The following is a 26,406-nucleotide window of genomic DNA, read 5'->3' on the forward strand; positions in this document are numbered from 1 at the left end:
GTAGACGATGCTGTTGATCGCCGAGAAGAGGTTGGCGGCAATCGCCGATCCGGTGTTGAGGAAGCTCAGAATGTTGCCCATGAGGGTCGGAATCCTTTCCAATGTGGTGTGCGTCGGTCGCACACCGGTCTGTGGCCACCCCTGACCAGCACGGCGTATGCGCCGTTGTCATGGGGTGCAGTGGTGTCGGAGCTGCCGCCGGGGCGGGGAGTGTGCGGCCACCCCGCTCCGGCGGCGCAATCGCTGTAGAACGCGGCGAGGTGGGATCGCATCCCGGCACAACGGGTTCGCGCGTGTGCGGGCGTACCTGCACACGCTGACCGTCATGGCGGAAATGCAAAACTCCCCCTCGTTGTGATCCGCTGGACGTTGTTCCAGCGATTACTCCAGATATCTACCGGCGCCCCGATATGGATGGTTGGGGCCTGTTCCGTCGGTTTCCGGCGATATCGAGTAGGAGTCTCACGGCCAATGCGGGCATGGTCAACCGCATTCCACACTGCCTGTGGGCCATCTTGACGTTGCACCGTCTTATATGGCATGACACAGCGATCAGCGTGGCGCAGGGATTCACGGGGAATGAATGTGCTGACATGACGATGGCCGCGCCGAAGAATTCGTCGGCGCGGCCATCGTGGAGGGGAAAATGGCGGCCCGCCGCCGTCTTGGGCAGTGGAACGGGGCGGGCTGCCGAGCGGTCAACTCCGGGGTCGAGTTGCCGACGTAGGCAATCCTACCGGCTCATCCGCTGGTCAGGAAGACCTAACTCGTGCACATCGTGTGCAACAGGATCTGTCCGGCGCACCCGAGTTGACACCGATCGTGTTTCTGAGCTGTCTACAGCCTCCATTTATTGACAGACCAGGGCATTCAACAACTTGTTGATGTCCTTATTCGATCCGGGCGGTTTAACGTACCGGCAACGATCTTTCCGAGTTGACCATCTCGCCTGTTGGTAATAGGTCCGCGACGCAGCGTTGTCAGATGAACTACGGCTAGACGAAGAGGCGGGTTTGAATGGTATCGGAAGCGGATCAGTATCAGCTGAGGAAAAGGAGAAGTCTGTGCCGGGGGACCATAGTGCATTAGTTGTCACGCCGCAGAGAATGGCGATGCTGGGAAAAACGATGCGCCAATGCCGCGAACGTGCGAATATTTCCCGCGACAAGCTCGCACCTAAATCCTTCCTCACTGCCTCGACATTGGAAAAATGGGAGTCCGGGGAGCGGCTGCCCACGCTGGACAAGCTCAAGCACTGGTTCGACGCGCTGCCCGCCAACGACTTCTACCGGGAAAAGATCCTGTCGCTATCGCAGCCAGCGCTGTTCGAGCTGCAGCTGGAGCTGGCATCCGGGATGCGCCGGATCGCCCCGTCGACCGCTGAGCTTCGCCAGCTCGAACTGCTTCCGGCCCCGGCCTGCTACCGGCGCCTGCCCACCCATGACATCATCGCCGCCAACGCCGCTTTCCGCCGCGCGTTGCCCGGTTTGGTTCCGGCGCCACCGACGGCTGCACGCCCGGCCAATCTCATCGAGTGGATGCTGATATCTCCGGTGGCCCGCAAGGTCATACGAGACTGGTACCGAGTCACCCACGTCATGGTCAATCAGCTGCAGGTGCTCTCGCCGGGAGTGGTGCCCCCCGACCATCTCGACGCCCTGGTCGCCTCGTGTAGCCGTGCCTCGGAGTTCCACGCGATGTGGATGACCGACGCCACCGTTGAGGACGTCAACAACACCGAGTTCACTTTCCTCGATCCCACCCGCACTCGGTGGATGTCCCACATCACCACCACCTACCGCCCCGCACCGCGGGGAACATGGGAGCTGTTGATTCTGAGCCCCACTCATGTGATGCCCGCAGCCGCCGCGTGACTTCGTGAATGTCGGGCGGATAGGTCTGTGCCACAACGCCTTTCACCATGGTCGTAATGATCGGACCGTGCTGGCCCGTCACGCCGACCAGGTGAGCTCACCACTACCCGCACGCGAGGTGTGGCATGGACCCATTGCCCGGGCGCACAGAAGTCGCGAATGCTGGTATCGGCGATAACTCGATCATTTCACCAGCCGTGACCCCCGCGCCCTGGATCTGGTCACGACCCGATTCGGCAGCCCGCACCTCGCACATGTCCGCTGCTGCATAGGGATTCGGTGATATCGGGCCCAAGCAATGCGTGGTGCGGACCGCGCGTGAGGGGCCACTGCAAACGAACCTGGCTCCGGTGGAGCCGTTTCGTTGCCGGTGCCCCTCCCCTATCCCGCATCCGCTACAGCAGGACCCGGAGGACGATGGATCCCCACCCTCACACCATCAGCCTGCAGGCATCGGCGAAGTTCGACTCGGCCTGCCGCATCCTGGCAACGCTGATCGGCTACGCAAGCTCACGCGCTGTCGCCGATACGCATTGGGCCGCCCTGCTCGATGAGTGGACGCAACGGCTGACGACACTGAACCCGCGCGACGACCACGCGGTGGCCTATGTGCTAGCCGCCGACGCCGCCGTGCTGAAGGCACTGGGCCGACGATGACCAGCTCCGGTGGCTACCGCGACCACGTGCTCTCGCCCCGCAGCGCCGATCTGATCTTCCGCACCCAGATCGCCGGCCGCTTGTTCCAGCGAAGCCTCCCGCAATCCGAGCCGATCACGACCCTGGTCGTCGGGCAACGCGGCGCCGGACAAGCCGCGGTCGCCGCCACGATTTCCGATGAAGAACCGCCCGACGGTGCCCGGCCCGTGGTCATCGACTCCGACCAGTTCACCCGTTTCCATCCCAACCACTACAGCCTCACCGAGGACTACGGCCCACTGATGGCCGAGCAGATGGTGGCTGTGGATGTCGCGCGCTGGCTGGCGATGACCGTGACCGAAGCCGCTCGACGGCGCGCGAACCTCGTCGTCGTCCACGAGTTCGCTAGCCGCTCCGAACTCGACACCATCCTGGTCCCCTTGGCCGACACCGCATATCGCGTGGAAGCGGCGGTGATGGCGGTGCCTTCGGCCGAGAGTTGGCTGGGTTGGTTGGCGAGCTTTCAGTACAGCTACGAGCAGTTCGGCAACGACTGGGAGCCCGCGCCCGACCGCGCCATCCACGAATCCAGTTACCAGCATCTCGGCTCGGTGGTCGACTGGCTCGATGCCGACCCGCGGATCGGCGTTCTCGGTGTGTACCGCCGCAAAGCCGTTCCCGTCGAGAAGCCCTGGTCCACACCGGCCCCGGGCAGCCTGCGCCAGTTCCGGCACTTTCCTGGCGTCATCGCACGACGGCACCGTCTCGTCACCGGCGAATGGGGTCCAGATGACTGTGATCCCGAGGGCCGGAACCGGTGGGTGGCGACCCGCCAGGTCGTCGAACTCGCGCGGTCGCTGCCGTGCAGCGACACCGACCGCGAAGCCTACCTGCACCTGTACACCGATCTGGCGTCGAGAATGCGCCCGGAGTGGAAACAGGCATTGCAGTGGGCCGCTGACGACGCACGATCGATGCTGCCCGGTGTGCGGCTGCCGACCCCGGTGTACTCGCCGCTGGCGGCATCACTCGCGCGTCCGGAAGCCGTTGTCTTCGACCAGTTTCCGGTGGTCACCACCGCCGATGTCGCAGCGGTCAAACGCCTGTCGCTGGAGTTCGCGCACGTCGAGATCGCAGTGATCGATGGATCGCTGTGCCCCGCCGGCACCAAAGTACGGCCGCCCGATGATCTGATCGAGTTCTACGGCCAATGCCAGCACGACGCGGCCACGCCACGGCTCACCAGCGACGAACGTCGTCGGATGTGGCAGGCGGCCCTGCGCGCCAGCGGGCTCGACGCATCCAACATCACCGTCAGAGTGATCGCACGCCCGGAAATCGATCCTGGCTTCACCGAGAACTATCCGAGCAGCCGAACCGTGTCCTGCCGAATCACCGACCCCACCGATCTGGCTGACCGACGGCGCAACGAGAACTACCAGACAGTCCTGGGTCGCAGAATCCACGACGCCACCACACCACAGCGCCGCCCTCGCATCGACGAGCTGGCGCGCGCCTACCACCGTGGCGACCCCGCCTGGATCGACCAGCTCGCACCAGGTGTCGCGCAGGTGCTCGGTCCCCTGCAGCTACAGCGACTGTTCGGCCCTGCACCAGCACCGCAAGCCGGCAACGGGGACATCCATGCCGCCTCACGCGGCCACATCCGCCAGCGCAACACCATCCGCTCCGGGTCTCCCGCCGCCGACACCCACCCGGCGCCGCCGGGCGCGGTCGTCGACGAGGCCGGGCCCGCCGCCAGCCCATAGTCCACCGTCGAAGGAACGAGATCATGGCCGATACCGACGCCAATCCAGCACCAGAGTTCCAGTTCACTCAGGCGGACCCCGCCGACGCCGTCCTGCGCGGGCGACGCACCGCAGCGACCGGGCCCAATGCCACCCGCGCATATGTCAGCAACCTCATCACCAATTACCGCGACCAGGTCCGAGCCGCCGCAGCGACTTCCGACCAGGACAGCGTCGCAGCCCAGGAATGGCTCGACCGCCTGCACGCCGACATCGGGCGAGATATCCGCATCGTCAAACTGTCCGATCGTGACCGCGCCCAGGCGCTGGAGGCGTTGACTCGCGCTCGAAACCTCACCGGCCCCGATCGGCCCGTCTTCAAGCCCTCGGTGTGGCAGAACCTCAAAGACACCATCGCCGCTAGGCGCGACCGCACTCAGGCCCCGCACAACCAGCCACGGTCCCCGTCGGATACCGCGCCGTCACGGCAGTTAGCCCAGATCGTTCCGAGCGGCGAGCGACCAGCACGTCCGGCCGACCCTAAATCCGCACTCGGACAGAATATTTCGCGGGAAGCGCTATTGCGGTTGTGCGACGACCTACCCGGCGCGGTGTTCACCCAGACCGGCGCCGTTGACCGACTCCAGGAACACCTCAGCAGCGGTGTCCTGGACCCAGCTGAAACCGAGCGTGCGCGCGCTGTTGCGGCTGCGGTGGTCACTGACGCCTGGCGCGGCGTCCGATTCGACGCCAACCCTCGCGCGCTGATCATCTTCGCCCACAGGTTCGAAATGTGGCATGAGGCGCGCCCGTACCTGCGTGATGCCTCAGAGTCCGACGGCGGCCCTGTCGGCCGCAAAACCGCTCCATCGGAGGAGCACCGATTGGATCCGGCGATCTTGCTCGCGCGGCCGCGAACGCTGACCGCGGCACCGACGACAGGTTCGGCCAGTGATCCTCCCCTTCCGCCTGGTCCCGAATCAGCCGCCGCCGCCGAAGTCGTGGTCGACGCCAGCGTCTAACACCCACCACACCCGCACTGCCGCACCGTGACCGACCACAGATCTCCGGATATCCGGAGAAGAACGCGAGGACCAACCACCATGCCCGACACCACCGCACCTAACGGCGTTGAACCATCCCAGGACGTGGAACCGAGTCCGCGAAGCAGGATTCTGGACCAATGGCGGGCCAACAATCCCGACGGGACCGCCGTCGCCGACCGCATCCATCAGATCCTCGATCAGTGGCGCCGGACATGGTTCGCCGAGAACGCCGACCAGGACCTGGAGTGGCGCACACAGTGGCTGGCCAAGCATCCCGACGCCGACCCGAATGGCTGGTTGGACGCATGGCTGGCCCAGAATCCCGACGCTGACCTGCCCCCGCACACCGTCGTGCCGCGCAGCGTACGCAGGACGATCAATCGCCTTCTGCGCGAGCACGACCGCCGCAAGGACCTCAACCAACATGCCGGAGCTTTTCAACGGTTCGAGGCCCGTTCTCGTGTTCAAGGACGCATCCGGCGCTTTCATGACAAGGTCGCCGCATATCAGATCTCCGAGCGTGACCGGCTCTACCAGAACATGTCCAGCAACAATTACGACCCGGACGCCGGGCCGACCGAGCACAACGAGTTCAGTCCCTCCGGCGAAGGCGGTAGTGCCGCGCCGGGCACCACCGAGGCCTCGTCCGCTCCTGACGTGCAACCCGCAGCCGAGGTGGCCGTCCCGTTCGTGCCGGCAGCGCAGGACATCGAGCTTCCCGGTTTCCTGGTTGAAGAACGCGAAGAGATCGCCCAGGAGATCTCGTCCATGGCCGGATTGACCGCGCAGGATCAAGCACGGGCACGGATGGTGTTGCATATCCCCTACGACCGGAGCCGCCCGGTTTTCTTACCGGATCGCAAATTGGCCATGGACGTCGTGCGGTACCGCGTCGATCAGCTACGCCAGAGCATGAGCAATGGAATGTCGAGAATGCGCACCACCGTCGCTGACGCGACCGCTCAACTCACCACCAAGATCGAGAACGTGTCCGCTTCGGTGATCGGCGACGGAAACCGCCAACAGCAAACCACCGAGGTCTCGCCGCACACGAAACCTCTGAGCCCCGAAATAGACACCCCGGCAACACAACTCAGCACCGAGCAGCGCAGCGCCTCGTTGGTCGAATGGGTCACAGAACTACGCGAGCGTCCGTTCACGGATCTGTCGACCACCAGCAACATCACCGCCGCACTGAGCGAACGGATCAGTGGCGTCGACTGGCAGCTGGCCGATCGCGCCATGATCATCACCAATGCGATCCTCAAGGATGCCTGCCAGAGAACTCGATTCGATCGCGATCCACGCCAGCTCATGCTCGACGACGGCAGCTACCGACAGTGGGAAGACGAGCAGACGCTAGCCACCGCCGAATCCACTACCAGCTCACCCACCGCGAACGATCTCGATCCGGTCCTGATGTCCCGCCCACCCCTCACCACATCCGTCGCCGACACGGCCCGGCGAGCCGATAACGAAATACGATCTGATGCAAGCGATCCCGCTCCCGCGCCGGACGCCGCCGTCGGCGCTGGCGTGTGAAGCACAGCGCCGATCGCGGCTGACGGTCTGGCAGCTTGCGAAGAATCGGCACAACATCACCTCACACGAATCGCGCCACATGAGCAGCACAGGCAAGGCTCTACCGAGCACCGGTACTCCCTGGGATAGGGTGCGCTGCCGTGGGCTACCAGAATTTTGCACCTGGTCAGAGCTTCGCCGACGCTACCGATGCAGTCCTGGCACAGACTGCCTCCGATCTCTTACAAAAGGGCCATAGCCTTGCTGATGCGCGGGTGCACATGACCGTTACCGGCCGCAACGACGACGAGGTCGAGATCGTAAGAGAGCGCGCCGCCCTGATGGGATTTGGCAGCATCATATTGGTCGACGATCGGCAGCCAGCCCGTCCCGGCACGGTGTCCAGCGCGACGCTGGATCCGCTGGCCGCATCAGGTGCCGCGGAGGCTCGCGCGGCCCGATTACCGGGCAACAAGTTCGGATAACGACTGGACGCGTTGACATTTCAGCGGCCAAGGACCCTCGTGCGATCCGTCACTGTGACGAACTCGCTCGAGGGCCTCGCGTTGATGACCGTGCCGATGGCCTGTCCGTGTGCGGGCCCGCTCGACGCCGGGCGTGTGCCCGTGCGCCGAGCGGGCGGGCACTGCTAGGCGGCGTGGGTGACGGCGACCTTGCCGGTGTCTGCCACGGCGGCTGGTGGTTCTACGTTCTCGGGATCGGCACTGGCGCTGGGATGGCTGGCCGAGTTCGATGACTCCAGTTTCATCCGTCGTGCGTTGGCGGCGCGGTTTATTTCTGGCAGCTTTTCGCCGACCTCAGCCACGATTTCGTTGTACAGGCTCTTGAGTTCCTCCAGGTTTGCCGCCGTGTCCAGCCGCCGAGCCAACCGCTTGAGCAGGATATGCCGCCGTTGGTCGTAGGCGCGGTTGACTATTGGCTTGTCCTTGCCGACCTCGTCGGCGACTTCGATGTATCGGCCTTCGAGGATCGGGATGGTTGCAGCGTCGCGTAGCTGATGGGCTGCCAGCTCGATGCGCAGATGCTGGCGGCGTCGCGTGTAGGCCGTTAGCAGCGTGGGGTCTTCACGACCGAGGCGAGCCACGAACTCCTCGAACATGACCCGTAGTTGTTCCAGGTTCGCTGCGGTGAACAGCTGAACCTGCATTGCCTCTACCGGAACACGCAAGACGCGGGTCGCCACGGCAGCGGGGTCGATCTCGAGATGCTCGTAGATCAAGCTGGCGATTGTCATCCCTGGAAGCTCACGCGGCAACTCACCGCGCAGGCGCTGGTTCTTGGCAACGACCAGCAGAGGGTTCTCTCCGCTTCGCAGGTGCACGCAGGCGCTGACCTGGAACAGCAACTGATTGGGCAGATCTGGTCGCCGATACAGCGCACGGAAGGCCGTGGTCTCCTCTTCCACACCGGAGAAGGTGTCCGCGCGGGAGGTGGCCAGCACGATTCCCGGAAACTCCATCAGCAGCCCCATCAGGTACTTCCAGCGGGCGTTGGCTTGGTTCCAGTGACCACCTTCAGGTTTGACACCGGCATGGGGATCGGCGGCATGGATCTCTGCTGCTGCGTCGCTGCACAGCATGTGCGCCGCCGCGCCTGCTCGGGTGATGTCGGACAGCTGGGAGATCGAGTTGATCACCAGCACCGGCGGGGAGCTCCCGGCGGCCACCTCGGCGATCGCGTAGTCGCGTAGCTGGCGGACCCGGTCGGTGATGTCGTCCCAGCTTCCGTCGTGATCGAGCAGCAAGCACCGGTCGCTGGCAGGGGGTAGGTCTTCGCCGTCGCGTTCCTCTCCTACGTCGAGCCAGTACATCTGGCCGACACTCGGCTCGGCGGAGAATCCCTGTATCGAGTCGATCATCTCGAGCCAGGCGTCGCCGGGGTCTGCGTTGAACAGCAGCAGCGGGCAGCACGACCCGGCGGGTTGACGTGTTTTGATCGCCGCACGGCGTGCGATCGAGGTGGATGGCGCGCTAGGCTCAGCGCGACCCGTACCGGATTCCATGTAATCCTCACTTTTCGGGTCAGGGTCTCATATCGCAGAACTCTTTGGTCGGAGATGCGATATGAGGCCCGTTACATTTCTCGCGTCGCAACTATCAGAATTTCAGCAAGTACGAGATGATCGCGGCGCGTCACCGACGTTAGCACCGCTACAGAAACGCCGCAACAACATAATTCCGCCTCTGAGAAAATATGCGTCCGGCTGCTATCCATGCATTTATCAGGGCGCCGCGGACACGCCGAACACCGCCCCCCTGTCGGGATGCCGACGGTGGTCTATGTCTCCAGGTCCACAACCGAAGCTGTTCTCCAGCAGCCGATTTCGAAAATCTCCTTCGTGGTGGCGATCTCCTCCAAGCCACATTCCGTCCGGCCATTTTTTTCTACACTTCGTCGAATAAGTCTCCAAACCCCGACTTAGATTTACTCGAGTGAAAACCTGCCGAATGGCGGCGATGCACAAGGGCGAATAACTGTTATCCGATAATGGCCCTCAGCGGCATCCGATACGACCGATAGACGACCCAGAGGCGAACTTGCAAACAGGCGCCGCTATTCACCGTGGGTCACGTTCGAGAATGCCGGTCGGAAGAAGGAAGGTACACGACTGGGTCCTGGACCACCCCGGAGGCACGTCCTGGTCGATGAGGTATCGGGGGGCTGTTCTGCGCGGCGGGCGGTGTGCGCCCGGGCTCCTTTGCCTACATCAGCAGCCGGCGTCCTTTCCGGAGATGGCACCTGTTCAACAACGCCCGGCCACCATCGATCGCGCACAAGGACGCTGTGATGTCGGTCCGCCGCCGTACCCTGGGTCGACACACAGCGAGAGGAGCGGCGAAATGCGCAGCCTGGAAGAACGATTCGGCGATGCCATCGACGAGCTCACGAGGCTCGACCGCGACGCCACCACCGATCAGATCGAACGGATCGGCAAGATCATCAAGCAACTCGACTACGAGTTGCGAACCCAGGTGAACGACGACCTACAACGTTACGAACTGACCAAACTCAGCGATCGCGCCCACGCACTGAGCGTCGACGCACACGACCGCGTGCACCGGGCCCGCACTATCGCAGATGCTGCGATCGTGCGCGAACGCTATGCCCTCGCGCACCCGACGGTCTTGGACGCGGCGCCTCCGACGCGCAACGCCTTCACCGGCCTGGTCGGCAACACCTTCGAACATCTCGAACGTGACCGATGGGATGGATTCGATCGGTGACCCCCCGGGGTGGGGCGCACACTCACCACCGCACACCTAGCTGCTCAACCAGCAAACGTAACCGCTGCACATCGTGGGCATCGAGAGGCTCCCACAGCTCCGAAATCGGGAGGAGCATGCACTCAACGTGTGGCTCGCGATCGATCCTCACGGCAAATACTATGCGACACAACAGATCTCCCGCTTGCGTCACGATGACTTCGGTCAACTCCCCAACGGTGTTCTCCGACAATTGAAGTCCGGCCGACCGCTGCCAGAGCGGGCGCGATTGCCCGAATCTCAGGCGGCTCGGCGGCCAAATGCGACTCGGCCAGACCAGGACCCGCACCGGGGGCTGCACCAGGCGCACTGGCCGGTAGTCTCCGGCGGCGCCCCATCCCGGACGGGTCATGATGTACCTGTACGCAGTGGCACGACATGCGTACGCGCTTCTGGGGTGACGTCAGCCCATTCGAGTCGGCCCGCCCGTGACGAGGCCTGGATCTCCCCGTGCACCGTCTTCCCGTCGACGCTCGCGATCACGTTGTAGCGCAAGCTTTTCAACCGGCCCCGGCCGAGACTCAGACCTTCGGCGCCGCTGACTCGTGCCGCCAGCCGGATGTCTGCACCCTCACAGCGGCGGCGACCGCCGGCGAGCACGAGAGTGCACTGACGCTTACGCGCCTGCGTGGCCAGGATGCGCGCCATGCCGGGTGCGACGGATGCCTGCCCCAGTCCGGCCACCACCAAATGCATTCCATCGAGCAGGGCTCGAATAGTCGGGACCAGCTCCTCATCGGGGGCCGTCACCACCGGGACGCGGGCAAGGTCGCCTGCCATTTCGTGGACAGCCAGCAGGGAAGCTTGCACGTCGCGGCGTCCGCTCGGGTTCACCATCCCCGCCCACAGCCCCGCCGCCGAGGCCGCAGCCACTATGCCCAGCAACGGCTGCGTCGCCCCTCGGTAGTCCACCAACGCACCTCGCCACAGCCCGCCGGGAATCATCGCCGCCAGCGGCTCAATCGTCGGTAGAGCGACCTTGGGCGGCAAAGGATCCGGTGATGACTCCTCGGCGATCCGACGCCGCACCAGCGATGCTGCCTGTGACCGCGACAGCCCCGCCAACTGGGCGTGATCGACGCGGATCACGGCGGCACCATCCCCGGTCCGTTATCGAACATGAGTTCGATATTAGCCGAGTCGGCTATCGATTGGCTACCTTCGCGATCTTTGTGGCTGATCAACATCGGCTGTCACCTGATCACCGTTTCTGTCACCACTTTGGGTGGGTGCAACGGTGCGTCGATGCTCAGCGATGACGGGTCGCGGCAGAAGGCGGGCGTTTCCAAGACCTCGATTGCCGGGCCCACGTCTGCCTGATCGAACGCGCGCCCAGCGCAATACCGGATGTTGGCACACACCTACTCCGGATGCACGGAAGGGTCCTCGATGTATTCCAGATGCGAGAACCGGGCGATCCACTCGCGTAAGGCCATCGGATCCAGCAGCCGGACGGCGTTGTCGAAGTGGCTGTTTTCGAGCCGACCCTCCACGAGCACATCATGGAGTTCGAGCTCATCGGCAACTTCGTCGGAGCAGAACCAGTGCCCCACGTCGACGACGGTCACTTTCAGTCCGATGGGGGCGGTGTCGAAACGTACGTGTTCGCCGATGCGAGGAACCACCGACCCATAGACCGCGAAGGTGACGCTGTTGCTTACGTCGCTCTCGCTGTTGACGGGGATCGGGATCCACATCTTGTATCGCACAAGCCCCGACACCTCAGTCCTGGTGGCACCCGGACCGCGTACCCACACCCCGCGCCGCGGCGCGTTGGGATCCGACGTCAGCACTCCTTCATGGATGAGCTGCAGGATCGCTCGATTAGCTGGGGCCGCGGACACCCCATAGTTGTCCGCCAGCTTCTGCCGTGGCGGTAGGAGGGCACCCGGGCCGAGCTCACCGGTCGCGATGCGCCGGCGGATGTCGGCGGCGATGTCCTGCCATGTGGGCTGCTCTCTGGTCACCAATCCCCCTGGTGCACTCCGGGTTTAGCTACCCACAGTAGCGGCGCCCGCTGACACCAGAGCGCAGCACTCGCCTGTCTGGGCCTCATCGTTGGCGAAGCTTCCGCCACACAGCCACGCCGCCCCCAACGAACGCTCCTGCGGCAGCCACGGCGTATCCGTTGGCGTGGAAGTAACCGACCAGGATGACCACGGTTATTAGCAGCAGTGTCAGCACCAGCAGGTCCACTCCGATCCGGTCGTGGCACCGGCGCGGCGGTCGAGGCGTCGGGGCAGGGTGAGTGGAAACAATGTCGGCGGAGGCGGCGTTATCGTCGCCGGTCACGCTAGGGACGTGGTTCTCCACGTCGCTGAACAGCGGTTTTGCAGTCACGAGAGTGAACGTATTCCGTTCGCGATCTGCGGAGAACTCATTGCCAATGGGACTTTTGGCCCGCTCTGAGCGCGACACGGCGCGACACGGCGCGACACGGCGCGACACGCCGGGCCAACCCCCATTGGCAGTAGGGGCTGGTTACTTGGCCACCGATTCGACCTGCTTATCGGCGGTCAGAATCGAGGTTTCGGAGCGGCCCACTCCGGCTGGTAATCGGGGTGATCTGCCCAGATTTCGGCGATGGCGCGCAGGGTCGGGATGTACTCCAGCCGTGACCGCTCGGTGTCCGGCGTCTCGCCGAACAGATGGGTGAGCTCACCCTCGTACTCCAGCACGGAGATGACCGCGGTCCGCAGCGCCGCGACGTAGCGCTCGCGAGCGGGATCCTGTTCGTCGTCGGTGAGACGGGCGACGATGAACTGCTCGATCCTCGGCGGCTCACTGACGGTCATGCGTCAATTCTCGACATCGGCGCGGATCTGTCAGAGCCCGGACACATCCATGTCGGCCCGCCAGGCCTGTCCAGCTCGCGACAGTCACCGCGAGGTCGCTGAGCTGCAAAACGAACGAGTTTCCGAACACCGCGACCTGCCTGATCGTCCGGCAGTGAGCGGAAGGTGTTCGCGTTCGGCTGGCGTCGTTTTACGAACGGAGGAAGGTCTCGCGTTTCAGAGGCCTGCCTGGCAAGGCGTGCCCTCCCCTCAGTCCTCGAACATCTCAAGCATCGAGAACTGGGCTATCCATTGTTCGAGCTCGGCGGTATCGCGCAGCCTCAGCAGGGTCTCGCGCGAGACGTTGAACGGAGCAGTGCTGACGGTGATCGTGCGGCGGGGAGAGCGGTTCTTATCGGAGAAGAACGAGTGGTCGATCTTCTTGACCTTGACCATCAGCACGCCCTTGCCCTCGAAGGTCAAGTCGTCGTCCACGCGAGGAAGGGTGAGTCCGTTGACCGTGAATGCGACATCGTCGCTGGGCCCTGCCCATTCGTCCGGGATCGGAACGAAGAGTTCGTACCGTACAGGGCCCACAACCGATGCAGGTTGCGCAATCTCGTTGATCGTCACCCTCTTATCGTTGCAAGCACACGGGCCTGGCGCGGTGTAACTCGGCGGTAGAACATAGGGTCGAGGTTGTATCTCTGTATAAGGGTCCCGGCGAGTCGGGAGGCATTCGGTCGTTTCCGAACGGCTCTACGACACCGGCGGCGGCCGTGCTCGCCTTTCCTTGCGACTCGGCGGCGGCCGGCGCGGTTACTGTCCGTGCATGACGGACAGTGAGCGAATGACCCAGGACAGCGCCGCCCGGATCCAGTCCGCCGCCGACCGTGATCCGCGTAGTGACTCGGCCCGATCGGGGTTCGCGGCACGCGCGCAGTTGCCTGCTTCGCCAGGGGTTCCCGCTGGCCCCGGAGGATATTCGCCGCGGCGGATACGCACCCCTCGCTGTGCGTTCCTCACATAGGCTGATTAGTGATTTGTCCTGATTTGAGGTGAGGAGATCGGCATGATCGCTGCGGTCGTCATGGATCTCGACGGGATCATCGAATCCGCGCCCCCGTGGCGAGGCACCGGCCATGCCATCGACGATGTACGGGAAGTCCGGGCGATCGACGACGCGGACGCGCTGGTGCGAGTCCTCGCCGGTTATGTTCCGGTGGTGATCGTCACCACCGCGCCCGCCGGCTACGTCGCTGCGCTGACCGATCAGCTGCCCGACCTGTTCGACCCGGTGTCCAGCATCGTCGTCGGCGATCCCGCCGACCTACTGGAAATCGCTCTCGAATCGCTGGGCATGGCAGCGGGAAACGTGGTGGCGCTGCTCAATTCCGCCGAGGGCCTGATGGACGCCCGCGCCCTCGGGATGCGGGCGATGGCACTGCCCGGCCCGCGGCATCCGCTGCCGTGGCAGGTAGCCGCGGCGGGCATTCCGATCAGTCCGGCTCCCCACCATGCGGCGGTGTCGCTGCTGCGTGTCTTCCGGACCGAGGGCGTGATCCCGCTGCGCTGGAAGCTCATCCGGGAGCTGCTTCCCGTCTGAAACATCGGACGAGCGCCCTATCTGGCGATCATAAACCTCACCGAAGAAGAGCGCGCCGACCTCTTGGCTGGGCATTCGCAAGCCGCTAGGCCTCACTCGTCAACGGTCGTTTCCGGAAGGCTGCCCGGCCACGCCTACCCACGATGGCCCTCACTCGTCGTGATAATCGGACCCCGTGACCACAACCACTCAGGGCTCGCCGATCCCCACATATACGTGTCCGGATTGGTGCACCGACTCCCACACGATCGGAAACTGCCGTGAGGACGTCCTCCACATGAGTGACATGGCAGCCACCTCCATTCCCCGGTACCTGGACAAGGGCTGGATCGAGTTCATGGCGTTCCTTGGTGTGCAACATCGATGTCGACGGAAGCCCGCAGACCCCTCGGATCGATGCAGAGATGATCGGGCAGTGTGGCCAGATCCGCACGCGAGGAGAAGCGCGCAGGGTCGCGAAGCAGCTACAGGAAGCGGCTGACCTTTTTGAAGACTGGATTCCTCATCTGCCGGAGGAGGACATGCCCATACACGAGTAGGGACGTATTTGGGCAGGTACGGGGTAGGCGAATCCGGCGGGCCCGATCTACTGGCGAGCGGCGGCAGCCGGAAACGGCAGCTTGCCGGTGCGCCAGTATTCGCCCATCGCGGCGTAGGCATCGGGTCGGATCACCGGATCGGGGCGGAGGTGGAACTGCACCCCTCGTACCTCGGCGACGGTGCAGTAGTGACCCGGCTTGAACCGCACGTCGCCGGGCCGCAGGACCGTGGTCATCTCGTCGTCGGCCGCGGCGGTGCTCAGATAGTCGGCGACGTCGTCCACGGTGGGTGCGACGCCATGCCAGGACAGCACGTAGCCGCTGCCGGTCAGAGTGGGATACAGGCGGGGTGAGAGGCATTCGGCCAGCGGGCCCGGGGTATCGAAGAGCAGGGCCGCAACTCGCCCGAGCACCTCGAAGGTGTGCGGGTCGTGGCGCCGGGCACGGGCCTCATCGTCAGCGGTTGCCATCTGCGCGACCCTCCCTCACCCGGCAGACCTCGGATACGTATCCGCGTCCTCGCTTCCGATCGGCCGCGGTGTAGATGCCCTCTTCGTCCGCAGCCCGGTCGATCTGATCGGCGAGCAGCCGCAAGGCGGTGGTGACGGAGTAGGGGTTCACTTGCGGGTCCATCCAGAGCAGCGGCATTCCGCCGAACCCCTTCTGGGCGAAGACGAAGGCGTACTCGTCCAGGTCGAGGATGGGCTCGAAGCGCGGCGTGGGGATGGGGGTGCTCACGGCGCTCAAGTTTCCAGGACCGCGCTGGCCTCACTCGGGTTTGTCGCTCTCGATGGCGAGTCGTCCCGACGGTTTTCCGGACGGTGGTTTGTCGCCCATGGGCGACAAACCACCGTGCCCGCTACACCTGCTCGTTGGTCTCGTTGTCCGCAGCGCGTGCGGCCAGCGCAGCGTGGAAGGGGGACTCGGGCATCACCGGGTCGATCGCGAAGAGGAAGGCACCGGCCATCCACACCGACAGAATCATGCAGAACCCAGGCACAGCGAGGACGGAGATCGACGCCACCGGCCCGAGCTCGGCCGACGAGCCATCCAGGCGCAGGCCATTACCCAGGGCGGCGAGCGCCATGCCGGCCGCAGCGATGCTTGAGAACAGCCAGCGCGTCCAGCCCGCATGCCAATTGGGAGCGAACCGGACGTAGCAGAACAAGGCCTGCGTGGTGACGGCGGTGACGGCGATCGGCCACACCGCCGCTTCCCAGTTCGACGCACCCGCCGCCTGCGCCCACCCGATCCCGAAGTTCGCGAACGCCGCGTAGACGCTGAGGCTGGTGAGTGCGAGCACCGTCGTCGAGGGCAGGCCCGCGGCGAACTTGCGGACGAACGCGGTCCGCGCCTCGTTGCTGCGCCGGCGCGCGTCCTGAAATGAAAACTCTGCTGTTCCAGCCATGTTGATGCTCCCCTGCTGCACGTGGAATGTCAGGTCAGTGTGGGCGCAGGCACCGACATGCATCGCCTGTTTCGCGCCAGGTGGAGGTTTCAGAGGTGGCGGCGGGGCGTCCATGCGCTGATGCAGGATGCGCATGCCCTCGCCGACGGCCGCCGGGGGTGAGCCGGTAATAGACGCTGTGGGATCCAGCAGGGACGTCCTTCGCTGCGAACCGCGGGTTGGTCGGTCGCAGTTCGTACACTGCGCGGGTGATCTCCGACCCGCTGGAAGAGCATCCAGCCAGCTTCGCCTTCGACTTCGCGTATTGGTTCGACTGCGAGTGCGGACAACGCGTCGAGGTATCGGCAGCCGCCTACGATCGGCAGTGCCAGGGCGACGAGCCATATCCCCGGTGCGAGTGTGGCGCGACGATCGTTATTTCCGAGGTGCACCCCACCCTGCGCGACCTCAGCGATGTCGACTGCCAGGACGACCAGGTGGACAACCACTGGTGGTATCACAGCAGTTCCTACGAAGATTGGCCGTCGCCAAGATACCGCGGCGACATCGCAGCACAGCTCAAGCAGTCACTCCTGCCGGCGCACGAGCATGCAGAGGCGATCAAGGCAAAGTCGTCGTTGGCCCTGCATTTGGGCACCTACGCTGCCGCTGTCGAGAACATGTTCCGGCGCATGAAGAACCAGGACTCACCGGCCCACCAATACTGGCTCCACCAGGTCCAGATCCGGCTCCGGCCGACCGATCTGGAAGTTGGCATCCACCCCGAAATGGCTGGCTGGTTCGGCGATGTGCCGATATCGGCGCTGACGGCTCGTGGCGCCCGGGCGGTCCGCTACGTCAACACTCACGAGGCCCCCGGCTCGATCTCGCTCGCGATCGACCCTCACGTAATCGTGCGATTGCGAACAATCCCGCTGTCGACGGCACCCGTGCTACCCAGCACCGTGGAAGGCGATCGAGCCGTCGATGTGGCAGTCACTGATCTGGCTGCCGCGCAACAGCTTTGCCCCGACACCACGCACTTTCCCGAGGGACAAGTCTTCGAATCCTGGCTAGACATCATGCGCGCCGAGATACGCGGCATCACCGTTACCGACCAGGTGAAACAGCTCACCGAGCGACTCACCCCGCAGTTCGAGCTCTATCGGAGTCGGCAGCACGAAATCTGGTCGGAACTACGCACCGCACTCACCGACATCTATCTGGCCGGCGTGACGCCGCAGACGCGTGATCGTCTTCTCGCTCTCGAACCGGCCGCCCTCGAGCCTGAGCAGTACCACCGGTGGCTACGGGAACGCGCCGGCGTCATCGCCCAGCCGCACGCAGTGGTCGCACAGTTCGCGTCTGTGCCATGGCGAACGGTCGATCCTGCCGGTTGGAGCTCTGGTTCGGATACGTTCTAGCGTCAGGCGTGCGCGAGCCCAGCGCAGAGATCGCTCGGGGAGGCCGCCCCCTCAACGGTGCCCGCGTCCAATTACTGAAAGAGACTGCGTCCCACCGTTATTCATCCTGAAATGACTCCGCCCGCTTGCGGGCGAGGAATGCCTCCCCGTCGAATGGCAGACTCGGCCCGCTGTTCTCGGCCTCGATCAGAGCCTCGCGCAGCGCACGCAACTTGGTCTCGCGATCCTCGAGCAGCCGCAAGGCCGAGCGGATTACCTCGCTGGCCGACCCGTATCGACCGGAACTGACCTCAGCCTCGATGAACCCTAGATGGTGATCGCTCAGGCTGACCGACGTGTTCTTAGCCATGCCACCACGATACCAATATTTGGTAACCGGCACTGGCCGCCGGTGACGGCGTTTTCCGGTCGGCTGTCCGGGCGCGCTTACCTGCGATGCCGGGTACTGGTCGCAATAATCTGACCCCGTGACCACAGCCCCTCAGACCTCGCCGATCCCTGCATACACATGTCCGGATTGGTGCACAGGAACGCACGTCATCGATAACGGCCGTGAGGTCCTTCATGAGAGTGCCACGGCAGGTACCTCCATCCCTCGATACCTGGATAAGGGCTGGATCGAGTTCATGGCGAACCTGGTGTGCGGTACCAGTGCCGATGGAACTCCTGAAACCCCTCGGATCGAGGCAGAGATGGTCGGGCAGTGCGGCCAGATCCGCACGCGAGAAGAAGCACGCGTCGTTGCGGAGGAACTCCAGCAAGCGGCCGACCTTGTCGAAGCGTGGATTTCTCACCTGCCCGAGGAGAACGCCGAGGTGCCGTCGCCGTCATGACCTCACCGCTTTCCGAACCGAAGCCGCCGCAACGCCAGACCTGATCACGAAATGTGTGCCAGATGCGGCTCGTCATGCTGCATTCGGTGCCACGATCAACCTGGCGGCGATCCTGCCGAAGGTGAGTTCGAGCGTCTGGGGCGAAGGGTGCTTGCGGTGCCGGTCACGGCTGCCGCAGGTTCAGCGCTCGAAGCCCGCGCAGTGCCCGAAAGGTGGTGCCTCACAATAGGGGATGACGTTCCGTGGTGGCGACGGACGGAGATCACCGCCGATTCGTTGTATCGCCGCGCTGGTGACACTGACTCCGGCGCGGAGGCTTCGCGGGGGCTAGCCAGGGACGGAGCGGTGCCGATCGTTGCCGAGGACGGGTTCACTGGCGGTCTCCAGCTGCTGATTGATCATCTGCGCGGAATCGAGCCGCCGCCAACGAGTGTGCTGCGCGAGCGGGTTGCCGCGTTCGCCGATCGGCCGCGTCCATATCTGCCGAAGGATGCACGGACGGCGGTCTCGGAGACGGCGGTGGCATGGATCGACCCGCGCCGGGTGCTACTGAGCCGTGCGGGCACGGCGTCGTTCATCCACGACAACAGCAGCCGGCCCGGCACCGGTGTCGCGCCGGTCGACGGCTTGACCGATTTCGCCGGGCGCCTCGCCGCAGAGCGTGCCGATCCCGAGGGCCTGTACACGCTGTTCGGCAGTCTCGATGAGCCCATGATCCAGGTCGAAGGCTGGGACATGCCGACTGGATGGCTGTTCCGCGTCGAGACCAACGGCAATCATCGGCTGACTGCGCTAGCGGCTCTCGAGGTGCCATGCGTTCTCGCGGAGATACGGATGCACGAAGGCATGTACGACACTCGTCCGGCTCCGCTGGACGACGACTCGGTCGTTCTCTACCGGCAGTTGCTGCATACCTTCGGCGTTGCCGCCTTCCCCGAACTCGACAGCTTCTTCAACTTCGTCAACATACGTACAAGATGGCCGATCCTCATCGCGGACCCGCAGTCCGCAGTCCGCTCTCTGGCCACGGTCGAACAACTAATCGGACATCCCCACACAGGTCCGATCGGAACTCTGCCTCGGCAATGGTTCGATGATCCCGGTTTTCTCACCGCTGCGGCTGCGCACCTTCCCGCCCACCTGTCCGCGTTCGTCCGCAAGCCGATCACCCGCCGCCGCTGGCTCCGCCCGCGCCCCCACCGACGGCGTCCGTTGTAGAACTCGGCCGGCGTCCTATGTGATGGGGTGTGCTCAGCGTTGGCGTAGTTGTTCTTCGGCGCGTTCGAGCAGTTCTCGGACATGGCGGTATGCGGCAAGGTAGTCCGCGGTGGTGGGCTCGGTGTGGTGGCTGCGGTTGTGGGCGAGGGTGTGTGCGTGGTCGGTGACTTCGCGTTCGGCTTCGGATTCCAGCAGTTGGGTCGCGTCCTGGGCGCGGTCCTTGGCGGCCTGATCCGGATGCGTCAGCTCCCATTCGCGGATAGCCTTCGCCTCCTCCGATAGCAGCAGGGACCGGCATGCTCTGGCGATCCAGGCCGAAAGGTTGTCTCCGGCCGCTTCGAGGACCTGCGCCATCAGTGCGTCGTCGAGCGATATCGTTGCAGTTGCCATGCCCGGCAACGATATGCCTGCCGTGCACTGCTCGTCCTGGGATACAGCGACGGCGTGAGCGAAGCACCGGCGCGATGGCGGCGTTGCGGGCCAACGCTGGCCCGGCGCCCGGAGGGCGCGGCGCGGCGGATTGCTTTGTCACACTGGGTGTCTGGGTTGGCCTGGGCTGTTGCTGTGTGCTGGATACGCTCGGGCCGGTGATGACGTCGCATGTGATCCATAGCGGCGCCGGGTACCGGTATTTGACGCGTACGGTCGCCGCTGGTGATATCCCCCATTCCAAGCACCAGGATCTGTCGATCTACTACCACGTGACCGGAACTCCGCCGGGGGTGTGGTCTGGCCGTGCCGCGGAGTTGCTGGGTGTGGCCGGTGTGGTGACGACTGCGCAGATGAAGGCGTTGTTCGGGGACGGGGTCCATCCCAACGCCGATCAGATGGTCGCTGAGGCCACCGATCGGGGTATCCCGACGGAGATGGCGGTGGCCGCTACCCAGTTGGGTTCACCGTTTTACGCCTTCGGTGGTGCGCCGACTCCGATCACCGATAGCCACGACCGGCTTGTCGCGGAGTTTCGGTGCACGCATGGGCGTGGACCGGACCGGCACGAGTGGGCGCGCTTGCGTCGTGATGCGGCCGTCACACATCTGAGTGCCGTGAGCGGACGTGAACCGACAGCGCGGGAGGTGCAAAAGGCGCTCGCGGGCGAGCGCGGCGCGACGCGTCGATCCGTCGCGGCTCACGAGTGCGCCTTCACCGGCCCCGGGTCGGTGGCGAAAGTGCTGGTCGCGTTAGGTGATGACGCGGTGCGCGAGATGATCTGGCAGGCCGATCGTGAGGCGATCCGGGAAACCCTGGCGTTTGCCGAGCAGCAGTATGCGATCGTCCGCCGCGGGCGGGGCGGGGTCCGCCGGATCGACGCTCAGGGCTGGACCGTGGCCGAGTTTGTTCACTGGGACAACAGGTGCGGGGATCCGGATCTGCATACACATGCGGTGATTTCAGCGAAAGTGCTTGGGGTCGACGGCAAGTGGAGTTGCCTGGATGCGCGCGGGCTGATTCACGCTACCGCGTCGCTGTCGTGTCGTTACAACGCCACGTTGATCGGGAAGCTGACGCGGCGACTCGGTGTCCAGTTCGAGGAACGCTCCCGCGGGCGCGGGAAAAAGCCAGTGCTCGAAGTGGCGGGTATCCCCGAGGAGCTGATCCGGCTGTTCTCGTCGCGGCGTGCGGAGATCGAGGCAGCCACAGAAGATTTGGTCGCCGACTACCGCCGCAACCACGGCCGCTCGCCGAGCAAGGCCACCCAATATCAGCTCAGCCAGCAGGCCACCCTGGCTACCCGGGGCGGCAAACCCGCACCGCGCACGCTGGCCGAGATGCTCGACGAATGGGACGTGCGCGCGACGGAGTGGCTGGCGTCGACCGGCGATCACCGCACCGGGCGCGAGTTCGTCGCCGACCTGCTCGCCGGGCGGTCTGCGACCGGATCGCGGTTTCAGCCCCGCTCCGTCGCGGTCGAGGCCGGCGTCGCTGCCGGTGAGGCGGCGATGCACGCCGGTGACCGCCAGGCCCTCGTCACGGCAGTCGATGACCAGCTGCACCGGATCAGTTTCCCGACACCGGCCGCCCGTTCCGCAGCGCGAGAGCAGGTGCTGGCACTGCTGGAGCCCGGACACCCCAACGCCGTGCTCGCGGAGGTGATCCACGCGCGCAATACGGTGCAACGCAGGGTATTCGACGCCGAGCCCATCGCGGCCGAAGTTGTCGAAACGGTGGCGACCTATCGCGCGACATGGTGTGAGACCCATATCCGGGCGGCGGTGGAGGACCGGCTGGCCCTGTGCACTTTTGCCGATGATGCCGCCCATCGCGCCGCGGTGGAGCAGGTCGTGGCATTGGTGCGCGACCGGCACAGCGTGCAATTGAGCGTCGACCCGGACCCGGTGCCGCACCAGTTGCGCCGCCGCAACGGTGACAGCGTGTTCACGCACCCGTCCTCGACCACGGTCCGCTATACCAGCGAGGCGGTGCTCGCCGGCGAAGCGGCCCTGCAGGACGCCGCGGTCGGGTCCAGTGCGCATTTCCTGCCGACCGGACAGGTCAGTGCGGCGATCGCCAGCGTTGAGCAAGCCGCCACCAAAAATGGTGTGCCACAGCGGTTGACGGTCGGGCAGCAGCGGTTCGTGCAGCATTTGTGTCGGGCGGGAACCCGTTTGGCCGTGGCGATCGGCCCTGCCGGTGCGGGTAAGACCACCGCGCTGGCGGCGGTGGTGCGGGCCTGGCGTGACGACGGGCGGGAGGTGATCGCGCTGAGCCCGCAAAAGAGCGCCGCGCGAGTGCTGTCCCGCGACATCGGAATTCCCGCCGACACCGTCGCATCGCTGCTGTGGGCGCATCGCCACGGGTTGGCGCCACCGATCCCGGCGGGGGCGATGATCCTCATCGACGAAGCTGGGATGGCCAGTACGGCCGATCTGGTGGCGGTGCAGCGCCTCGCCGACGAGGCGGGCGCGGTGGTGCGCTGGTCGGGTGACCCGTGGCAGCTTTCGGCGGTGGAAGCCGGTGGTGCGTTGCGATTGATCGCCACCGACACCCGCGCGCCGGAGCTGGACACGGTGGTGCGCTTCGCGGACCCGGACGAAGCGGCCGCCAGCTTGCATGTCCGCAACGGCGATACCGGTGCGGCGTGGATGTTCTACCGCGACCACGACCGCGTGCATTCGGGGTTGGACGCCGATCTGCGCGCGCGGATGCTGAGAGCGCATTTGGCTGATCTGGACGCCGGGCTGTCGTCTTTGATGATGGCCGCCACGATCGAGGACGTGTTCCGGCTCAACGGTGCCGCCCAAAAAGCGCATGTCCTGCGCGGAACGGTCGACTCGACCGGCGCTTTCGCGGGCCTGGCTGACGGTCATCACGGATATGTCGGTGACCTGGTGGTCACCCGCCGCAACGCGCGGCGGCTGCGGGTCTTCGGCGGCGGCCGCGATGGCAGCCCGGTCACCAACGGTGACCGCTGGCAGATCGTGACCGTGCACACCGATGGCTCGCTGACCGTCACTGGTCTCGACTGCCGGGGCCGGGTTCATCTGCCCGCCTGGTATGTGCGCGAGGACGTCGAGCTCGGCTATGCGTGCACCGTCCACCGCGCCCAAGGCCTCACCGTCGACCGCGCCCACCTGCTGATGAACACCACCTTGGGCCGTGCGCTGGCCTACGTCGGGCTTTCTCGTGGACGGCTGTGGAACGGGCTCTATCTCGCCACCGACACGCTGCCGGGCCCGCCACCCCCCGAACGGGCCCCGCAGGAACCCCTGACCGATGCCGAGGTGTTCGTCCAGGTGTTGGCCCGCCAAGACGACAACATCTCCGCCACCGAAACCCTGCGCGAGGAGCTCGCGCGTTTCGAGGATCCCGAGCGGTTGCACGAGATCTACACCCAGACCTGTCTGCTGCTGGGCCGCCAGCGGGCCGCCGAATTGCTCGACCGGGCCCTCCCAGCGGTGTTGTTCCATGAAGTCCGCCGCGGTGGCGCGTTCGACTCGCTGGCCGATGCCCTCACCCGCGCCGAGCAGATCGGTCTCGATGTCGCCGCCCTCATCCACGACATCACCACCAACGATGGCGCCGATGAGCGCGGGGAAACCCTGCTCACCGCCCGCGACGCCGCAGCGGTGCTGTGCGCGCGCGCCAACAGGCACATCACCATCCGCCGCGCCAACACGGTCCCGGTCCCGGTCTCGGCCGAGGCAGACGCTGTGGCTGTCAGTTCAGGTTCCGGGCAGTTGATTGATGCGCCGGGCGCACCGGGTCTGGCCGCGTCGACCGCGGTGGGGGGCGGTGGGCGGGTCGACGCGGTGGCTTGGCTGCCCGCGCGCCACCCCGGCGTCGATGTCGATCTCGCCGACTACGCCCAGAAACTTCGGTCACGGCTGCCCGGTCCGGCTCCCGTGCCACCACATCTGGACGACGCGACCGCGCCGCCGGTCGACACCGAGGGGCCGGAATCGACAGCCGGCACCGGCAGCGTCGACGATTTAGTCGATCCCCACGATCGGCTCCGGCGCGACTACGAATTCTATGCCCGGCAGCTGGCACGTGAGCATGCGCGCTATCGGCTCGACTGTGCCCTGCCGGCCCCGGTGATGCAGCGCCTGGTCGATGCGCGCAGTTGGGTGCGCCTGGTGGACACGATCGCCCTGGCCCACGCCCATGACCTCGACACTGCCACTCTGGTCACGGCGATCACCCGCGGCGACCTCGACGTCGTTCTGCACGCCCACGACTCTGCGGCCCTGCTGCGGGCCCGCGCCGATGCCTGGATCGCCACGCGCACGGCAACCAGCGACACCCCCGCGAGCAGCCGCTTTCCGAGCCGGTTCCGGGCGTTGCGGGACCTCCCCGCACCAGCAGGGCTGACGCCGATCCCGCCCGAACATCCCGGCATGGACACCGTCGCCGCCGACTACGCCGACGCACTGCGGCAGGCGCTGCTGGATCTGCCCGCCGACGCACCGGACTGGCGAGCCCGCACCCGGACGGCGACACTGCGCGAGGGACTCCCCGGCGCTGGGCCGGTGTCGCCGGTCGACCTCGCGGCCGATCTCGTGGCCGACCCTGGAGCCGAGGACGGTGATGACGGTGGCGGCGGCTCGCTGGAGGGGATCGACGTCGCGGCGGCCCGCACCGATCAGCTCTACCCCGAGCTGGATCCGCTCGAACGGGTGGTGCGCGTGCGCGCCGACATGGCCGCCGCCCAGAGCCGTGTCAGCGAATTGCAGCGCGCCTTCCGTGAAGAGCGCCACGAGCACCAGCTCGCGATCACCCCCCTGGTGGCACGCTGCCGCGAACGCGTCGACGCCCTGCGACCGCTGCTGCTGGCTTACCGTGACGCCCAACAGGATTGGGAACAGGCCCACGCCGCGACCATCACCGCTGAGGACACCTACCGTCAAGCCCTGAGCCGCCAACCCGAGCAGGCCGACGAGCAATTCCTGAAGTTCCTCTCCGACAAGGCCACCGCGAGCACAGCCAATCCTGGTGCGCGCGCCCGACTCCACGCGCTGCTCGACAAATATCGGGAGGCGATGACCGAACGGGCCGACGCCGCCACCGACGCCGAGATCACCCACACCAAGCTGCTCGCCGAGGACGCCCGGGCGTGGGCCGATCGGTTGCGCGCTGAAGCCGATGCCGCCGAACGTGAACTCCACACGGCCGCAGGCGCCGAGGGCGTCGTCGACGAATCCGACCTGCACCGCATGCGACTACTCGGTGACGAACTGGCCATCGAAACGATCACCGACGCGCGAGCGGCCCTGCGGCGTCTGCCCCCGTACCTCAATCGCGCCCGCAGCCTCGCCGCCAGCGAACTCGAAGCCGCAGAAGGCCTCTCCCGATCCGAAGCCCTGGCCGAAGTCGACCGCCGCACCGCTGATGAAGTCCCCGCCGATCGTGAACCGCACATGGATCTCGAGCCGCTCGGCGAGGTGGCCGGCGAGGTCGACGAGCAGCTGGCCGAGCACATGCGCGCCGACCCCATCCGGATGCGCACCGACAACGACCTCGACACCCTCATCCGGTCGCTGCGGCACAGCGCCGCCCACACCTGGCCCGTCCTCACCGACCCCGCCACCTCCCTGGAACAGCAGGTACGCGGCAACCATGCCCGCCTGGCCAAGCAGGTCGCAGCCATCGCCGCCGCCCAACGCGCGGCCGAAGACGGCGACCAGCATGCTGCGGAGGCTGCCGTGGCAGCCGCCGCGGCCGCTGGTGCACCCCGGCACCGATGGTCGGCCTTGCTCGCACGCGCCGCCGATACGCACGCGTTGGCCCAAGAGCTCGCCGAGGCGCAGCTCGCCGACGGCCGTGAGGAACAACTGCGGACCCGAGCAGAACAGCGGGCCGCCCACGCGGCCCATGAACTCACTGTCGCGATGGCCGAACGACACCGGCGTAATCGACTGCATCAGAACATGATTGACGCTGAGAACCGCGTCCGGGCGGCACACGGAGCGCCCACGTCGACCGCGCCGGGTGAGCTGGCCAGCGAGCCGAGTGAGACCGCGCAACTCCCGGACGCCGCCGTCCATGAACTGTGACATCCACACCAGACACCCGTAC

At 65.6% G+C, this 26,406-nt stretch carries 24 protein-coding genes; 13 read left to right on the top strand and 11 right to left on the bottom strand.

Translation table 11 applies throughout. From position 1 onward, the window contains the following. Positions 1-1,013: 1,013 nt before the first annotated feature. The 6 genes from IBX18_RS39305 to IBX18_RS39330 all read left to right on the top strand — a co-directional run bounded on the left by IBX18_RS39305 (position 1,014) and on the right by IBX18_RS39330 (position 7,310). Positions 1,014-1,874, top strand: coding sequence for a helix-turn-helix domain-containing protein (locus IBX18_RS39305; protein ID WP_228542504.1), 861 nt, complete (start codon positions 1,014-1,016; stop codon positions 1,872-1,874). 417 nt (positions 1,875-2,291) lie between these two features. Next, positions 2,292-2,531 (top strand): hypothetical protein, encoded by a 240-nt coding sequence (locus IBX18_RS39310; protein WP_194838488.1) that lies wholly within the window; start codon positions 2,292-2,294, stop codon positions 2,529-2,531. Then, positions 2,528-4,279 (top strand): zeta toxin family protein, encoded by a 1,752-nt coding sequence (locus IBX18_RS39315; RefSeq protein WP_194838489.1) that lies wholly within the window; start codon positions 2,528-2,530, stop codon positions 4,277-4,279. Before IBX18_RS39310 ends, IBX18_RS39315 begins: the two co-directional genes overlap by 4 nt. A 23-nt stretch (positions 4,280-4,302) precedes the next feature. Continuing rightward, complete coding sequence (locus tag IBX18_RS39320; RefSeq protein WP_194838490.1) at positions 4,303-5,280, top strand: hypothetical protein; 978 nt, start codon at positions 4,303-4,305, stop codon at positions 5,278-5,280. An 81-nt stretch (positions 5,281-5,361) separates the two neighbouring features. Further along, positions 5,362-6,846 (top strand): hypothetical protein, encoded by a 1,485-nt coding sequence (locus IBX18_RS39325; protein WP_194838491.1) that lies wholly within the window; start codon positions 5,362-5,364, stop codon positions 6,844-6,846. Positions 6,847-6,986: 140 nt separating this feature from the next. Beyond that, positions 6,987-7,310 carry a hypothetical protein gene (locus IBX18_RS39330; RefSeq protein ID WP_194838492.1) on the top strand — a complete coding sequence of 108 codons (324 nt, stop codon included), beginning with the start codon at positions 6,987-6,989 and terminating at the stop codon, positions 7,308-7,310. Positions 7,311-7,474: 164 nt separating this feature from the next. Here the strand turns inward: IBX18_RS39330 and IBX18_RS39335 are convergent, their stop codons facing one another. Continuing rightward, positions 7,475-8,590 carry a hypothetical protein gene (locus IBX18_RS39335; protein ID WP_228542505.1) on the bottom strand — a complete coding sequence of 372 codons (1,116 nt, stop codon included), beginning with the start codon at positions 8,588-8,590 and terminating at the stop codon, positions 7,475-7,477. Between the two features lie 1,096 nt (positions 8,591-9,686). Here IBX18_RS39335 and IBX18_RS39340 point away from each other — a divergent pair. Beyond that, on the top strand, positions 9,687-10,070 hold the full coding sequence (locus IBX18_RS39340; protein ID WP_194838494.1) for a hypothetical protein: 384 nt from the start codon (positions 9,687-9,689) through the stop codon (positions 10,068-10,070). A gap of 387 nt (positions 10,071-10,457) precedes the next feature. On the opposite strand, the gene IBX18_RS39345 is transcribed toward IBX18_RS39340, so the two are convergent. The 5 genes from IBX18_RS39345 to IBX18_RS39365 all read right to left on the bottom strand — a co-directional run bounded on the left by IBX18_RS39345 (position 10,458) and on the right by IBX18_RS39365 (position 13,516). Next, positions 10,458-11,198, bottom strand: a complete 741-nt coding sequence (locus IBX18_RS39345; RefSeq protein WP_194838495.1) for a hypothetical protein — start codon at positions 11,196-11,198, stop codon at positions 10,458-10,460. Between the two features lie 272 nt (positions 11,199-11,470). After that, a complete protein-coding gene (locus IBX18_RS39350) occupies positions 11,471-12,076 on the bottom strand; it encodes a winged helix-turn-helix domain-containing protein (protein ID WP_306796602.1) in 606 nt (201 codons plus the stop codon). A gap of 85 nt (positions 12,077-12,161) precedes the next feature. Beyond that, positions 12,162-12,449: a hypothetical protein gene (locus IBX18_RS39355; protein WP_194838497.1), complete on the bottom strand. Its 288-nt coding sequence runs from the start codon at positions 12,447-12,449 to the stop codon at positions 12,162-12,164. 176 nt (positions 12,450-12,625) lie between these two features. After that, the gene (locus IBX18_RS39360) at positions 12,626-12,904 is read right to left on the bottom strand and encodes a DUF6221 family protein (protein ID WP_194838498.1); all 279 of its coding nucleotides are present in this window, start codon (positions 12,902-12,904) and stop codon (positions 12,626-12,628) included. 249 nt (positions 12,905-13,153) lie between these two features. Further along, positions 13,154-13,516: a hypothetical protein gene (locus IBX18_RS39365; RefSeq protein WP_194838499.1), complete on the bottom strand. Its 363-nt coding sequence runs from the start codon at positions 13,514-13,516 to the stop codon at positions 13,154-13,156. Between the two features lie 439 nt (positions 13,517-13,955). Between IBX18_RS39365 and IBX18_RS39370 the strand changes: the two genes are divergently transcribed. Both IBX18_RS39370 and IBX18_RS43560 read left to right on the top strand, forming a co-directional pair. Continuing rightward, positions 13,956-14,489, top strand: a complete 534-nt coding sequence (locus IBX18_RS39370) for a hypothetical protein (RefSeq protein ID WP_194838500.1) — start codon at positions 13,956-13,958, stop codon at positions 14,487-14,489. Positions 14,490-14,664: 175 nt separating this feature from the next. Further along, positions 14,665-14,970: a hypothetical protein gene (locus IBX18_RS43560; RefSeq protein WP_373889271.1), complete on the top strand. Its 306-nt coding sequence runs from the start codon at positions 14,665-14,667 to the stop codon at positions 14,968-14,970. Positions 14,971-15,075: 105 nt separating this feature from the next. Here IBX18_RS43560 and IBX18_RS39375 read toward each other — a convergent pair whose 3' ends face one another. The 3 genes from IBX18_RS39375 to IBX18_RS39385 all read right to left on the bottom strand — a co-directional run bounded on the left by IBX18_RS39375 (position 15,076) and on the right by IBX18_RS39385 (position 16,571). Beyond that, positions 15,076-15,498, bottom strand: coding sequence for a hypothetical protein (locus tag IBX18_RS39375; protein WP_194838501.1), 423 nt, complete (start codon positions 15,496-15,498; stop codon positions 15,076-15,078). Further along, positions 15,485-15,766, bottom strand: coding sequence for a hypothetical protein (locus IBX18_RS39380; RefSeq protein WP_194838502.1), 282 nt, complete (start codon positions 15,764-15,766; stop codon positions 15,485-15,487). The genes IBX18_RS39375 and IBX18_RS39380 overlap by 14 nt, the downstream gene beginning before the upstream one ends. 121 nt (positions 15,767-15,887) lie before the next feature. Further along, positions 15,888-16,571, bottom strand: a complete 684-nt coding sequence (locus IBX18_RS39385) for a hypothetical protein (protein ID WP_194838503.1) — start codon at positions 16,569-16,571, stop codon at positions 15,888-15,890. A 113-nt stretch (positions 16,572-16,684) separates the two neighbouring features. Here IBX18_RS39385 and IBX18_RS39390 point away from each other — a divergent pair, with 113 nt between their 5' ends. Beyond that, positions 16,685-17,839, top strand: a complete 1,155-nt coding sequence (locus tag IBX18_RS39390) for a hypothetical protein (protein ID WP_194838504.1) — start codon at positions 16,685-16,687, stop codon at positions 17,837-17,839. Positions 17,840-17,936: 97 nt separating this feature from the next. Here the strand turns inward: IBX18_RS39390 and IBX18_RS39395 are convergent, their stop codons facing one another. Beyond that, complete coding sequence (locus IBX18_RS39395) at positions 17,937-18,188, bottom strand: type II toxin-antitoxin system ParD family antitoxin (protein WP_194838505.1); 252 nt, start codon at positions 18,186-18,188, stop codon at positions 17,937-17,939. 118 nt (positions 18,189-18,306) lie between these two features. On the opposite strand from IBX18_RS39395, the gene IBX18_RS39400 reads away from it, so the two are divergent. Both IBX18_RS39400 and IBX18_RS39405 read left to right on the top strand, forming a co-directional pair. Continuing rightward, positions 18,307-18,672, top strand: coding sequence for a hypothetical protein (locus tag IBX18_RS39400; protein WP_194838506.1), 366 nt, complete (start codon positions 18,307-18,309; stop codon positions 18,670-18,672). Between the two features lie 345 nt (positions 18,673-19,017). Next, positions 19,018-19,890, top strand: coding sequence for a hypothetical protein (locus IBX18_RS39405; protein ID WP_194838507.1), 873 nt, complete (start codon positions 19,018-19,020; stop codon positions 19,888-19,890). A 33-nt stretch (positions 19,891-19,923) separates the two neighbouring features. Here IBX18_RS39405 and IBX18_RS39410 read toward each other — a convergent pair whose 3' ends face one another. Beyond that, positions 19,924-20,280 (bottom strand): hypothetical protein, encoded by a 357-nt coding sequence (locus IBX18_RS39410; protein WP_194838508.1) that lies wholly within the window; start codon positions 20,278-20,280, stop codon positions 19,924-19,926. Between the two features lie 200 nt (positions 20,281-20,480). Between IBX18_RS39410 and mobF the strand changes: the two genes are divergently transcribed. Beyond that, positions 20,481-26,384 (top strand): MobF family relaxase, encoded by a 5,904-nt coding sequence (gene mobF, locus IBX18_RS39415; protein WP_228542519.1) that lies wholly within the window; start codon positions 20,481-20,483, stop codon positions 26,382-26,384. Positions 26,385-26,406 lie beyond the last annotated feature (22 nt).

This window comes from Nocardia sp. XZ_19_369 (genome assembly GCF_015355715.1).
Lineage (GTDB): Bacteria > Actinomycetota > Actinomycetes > Mycobacteriales > Mycobacteriaceae > Nocardia.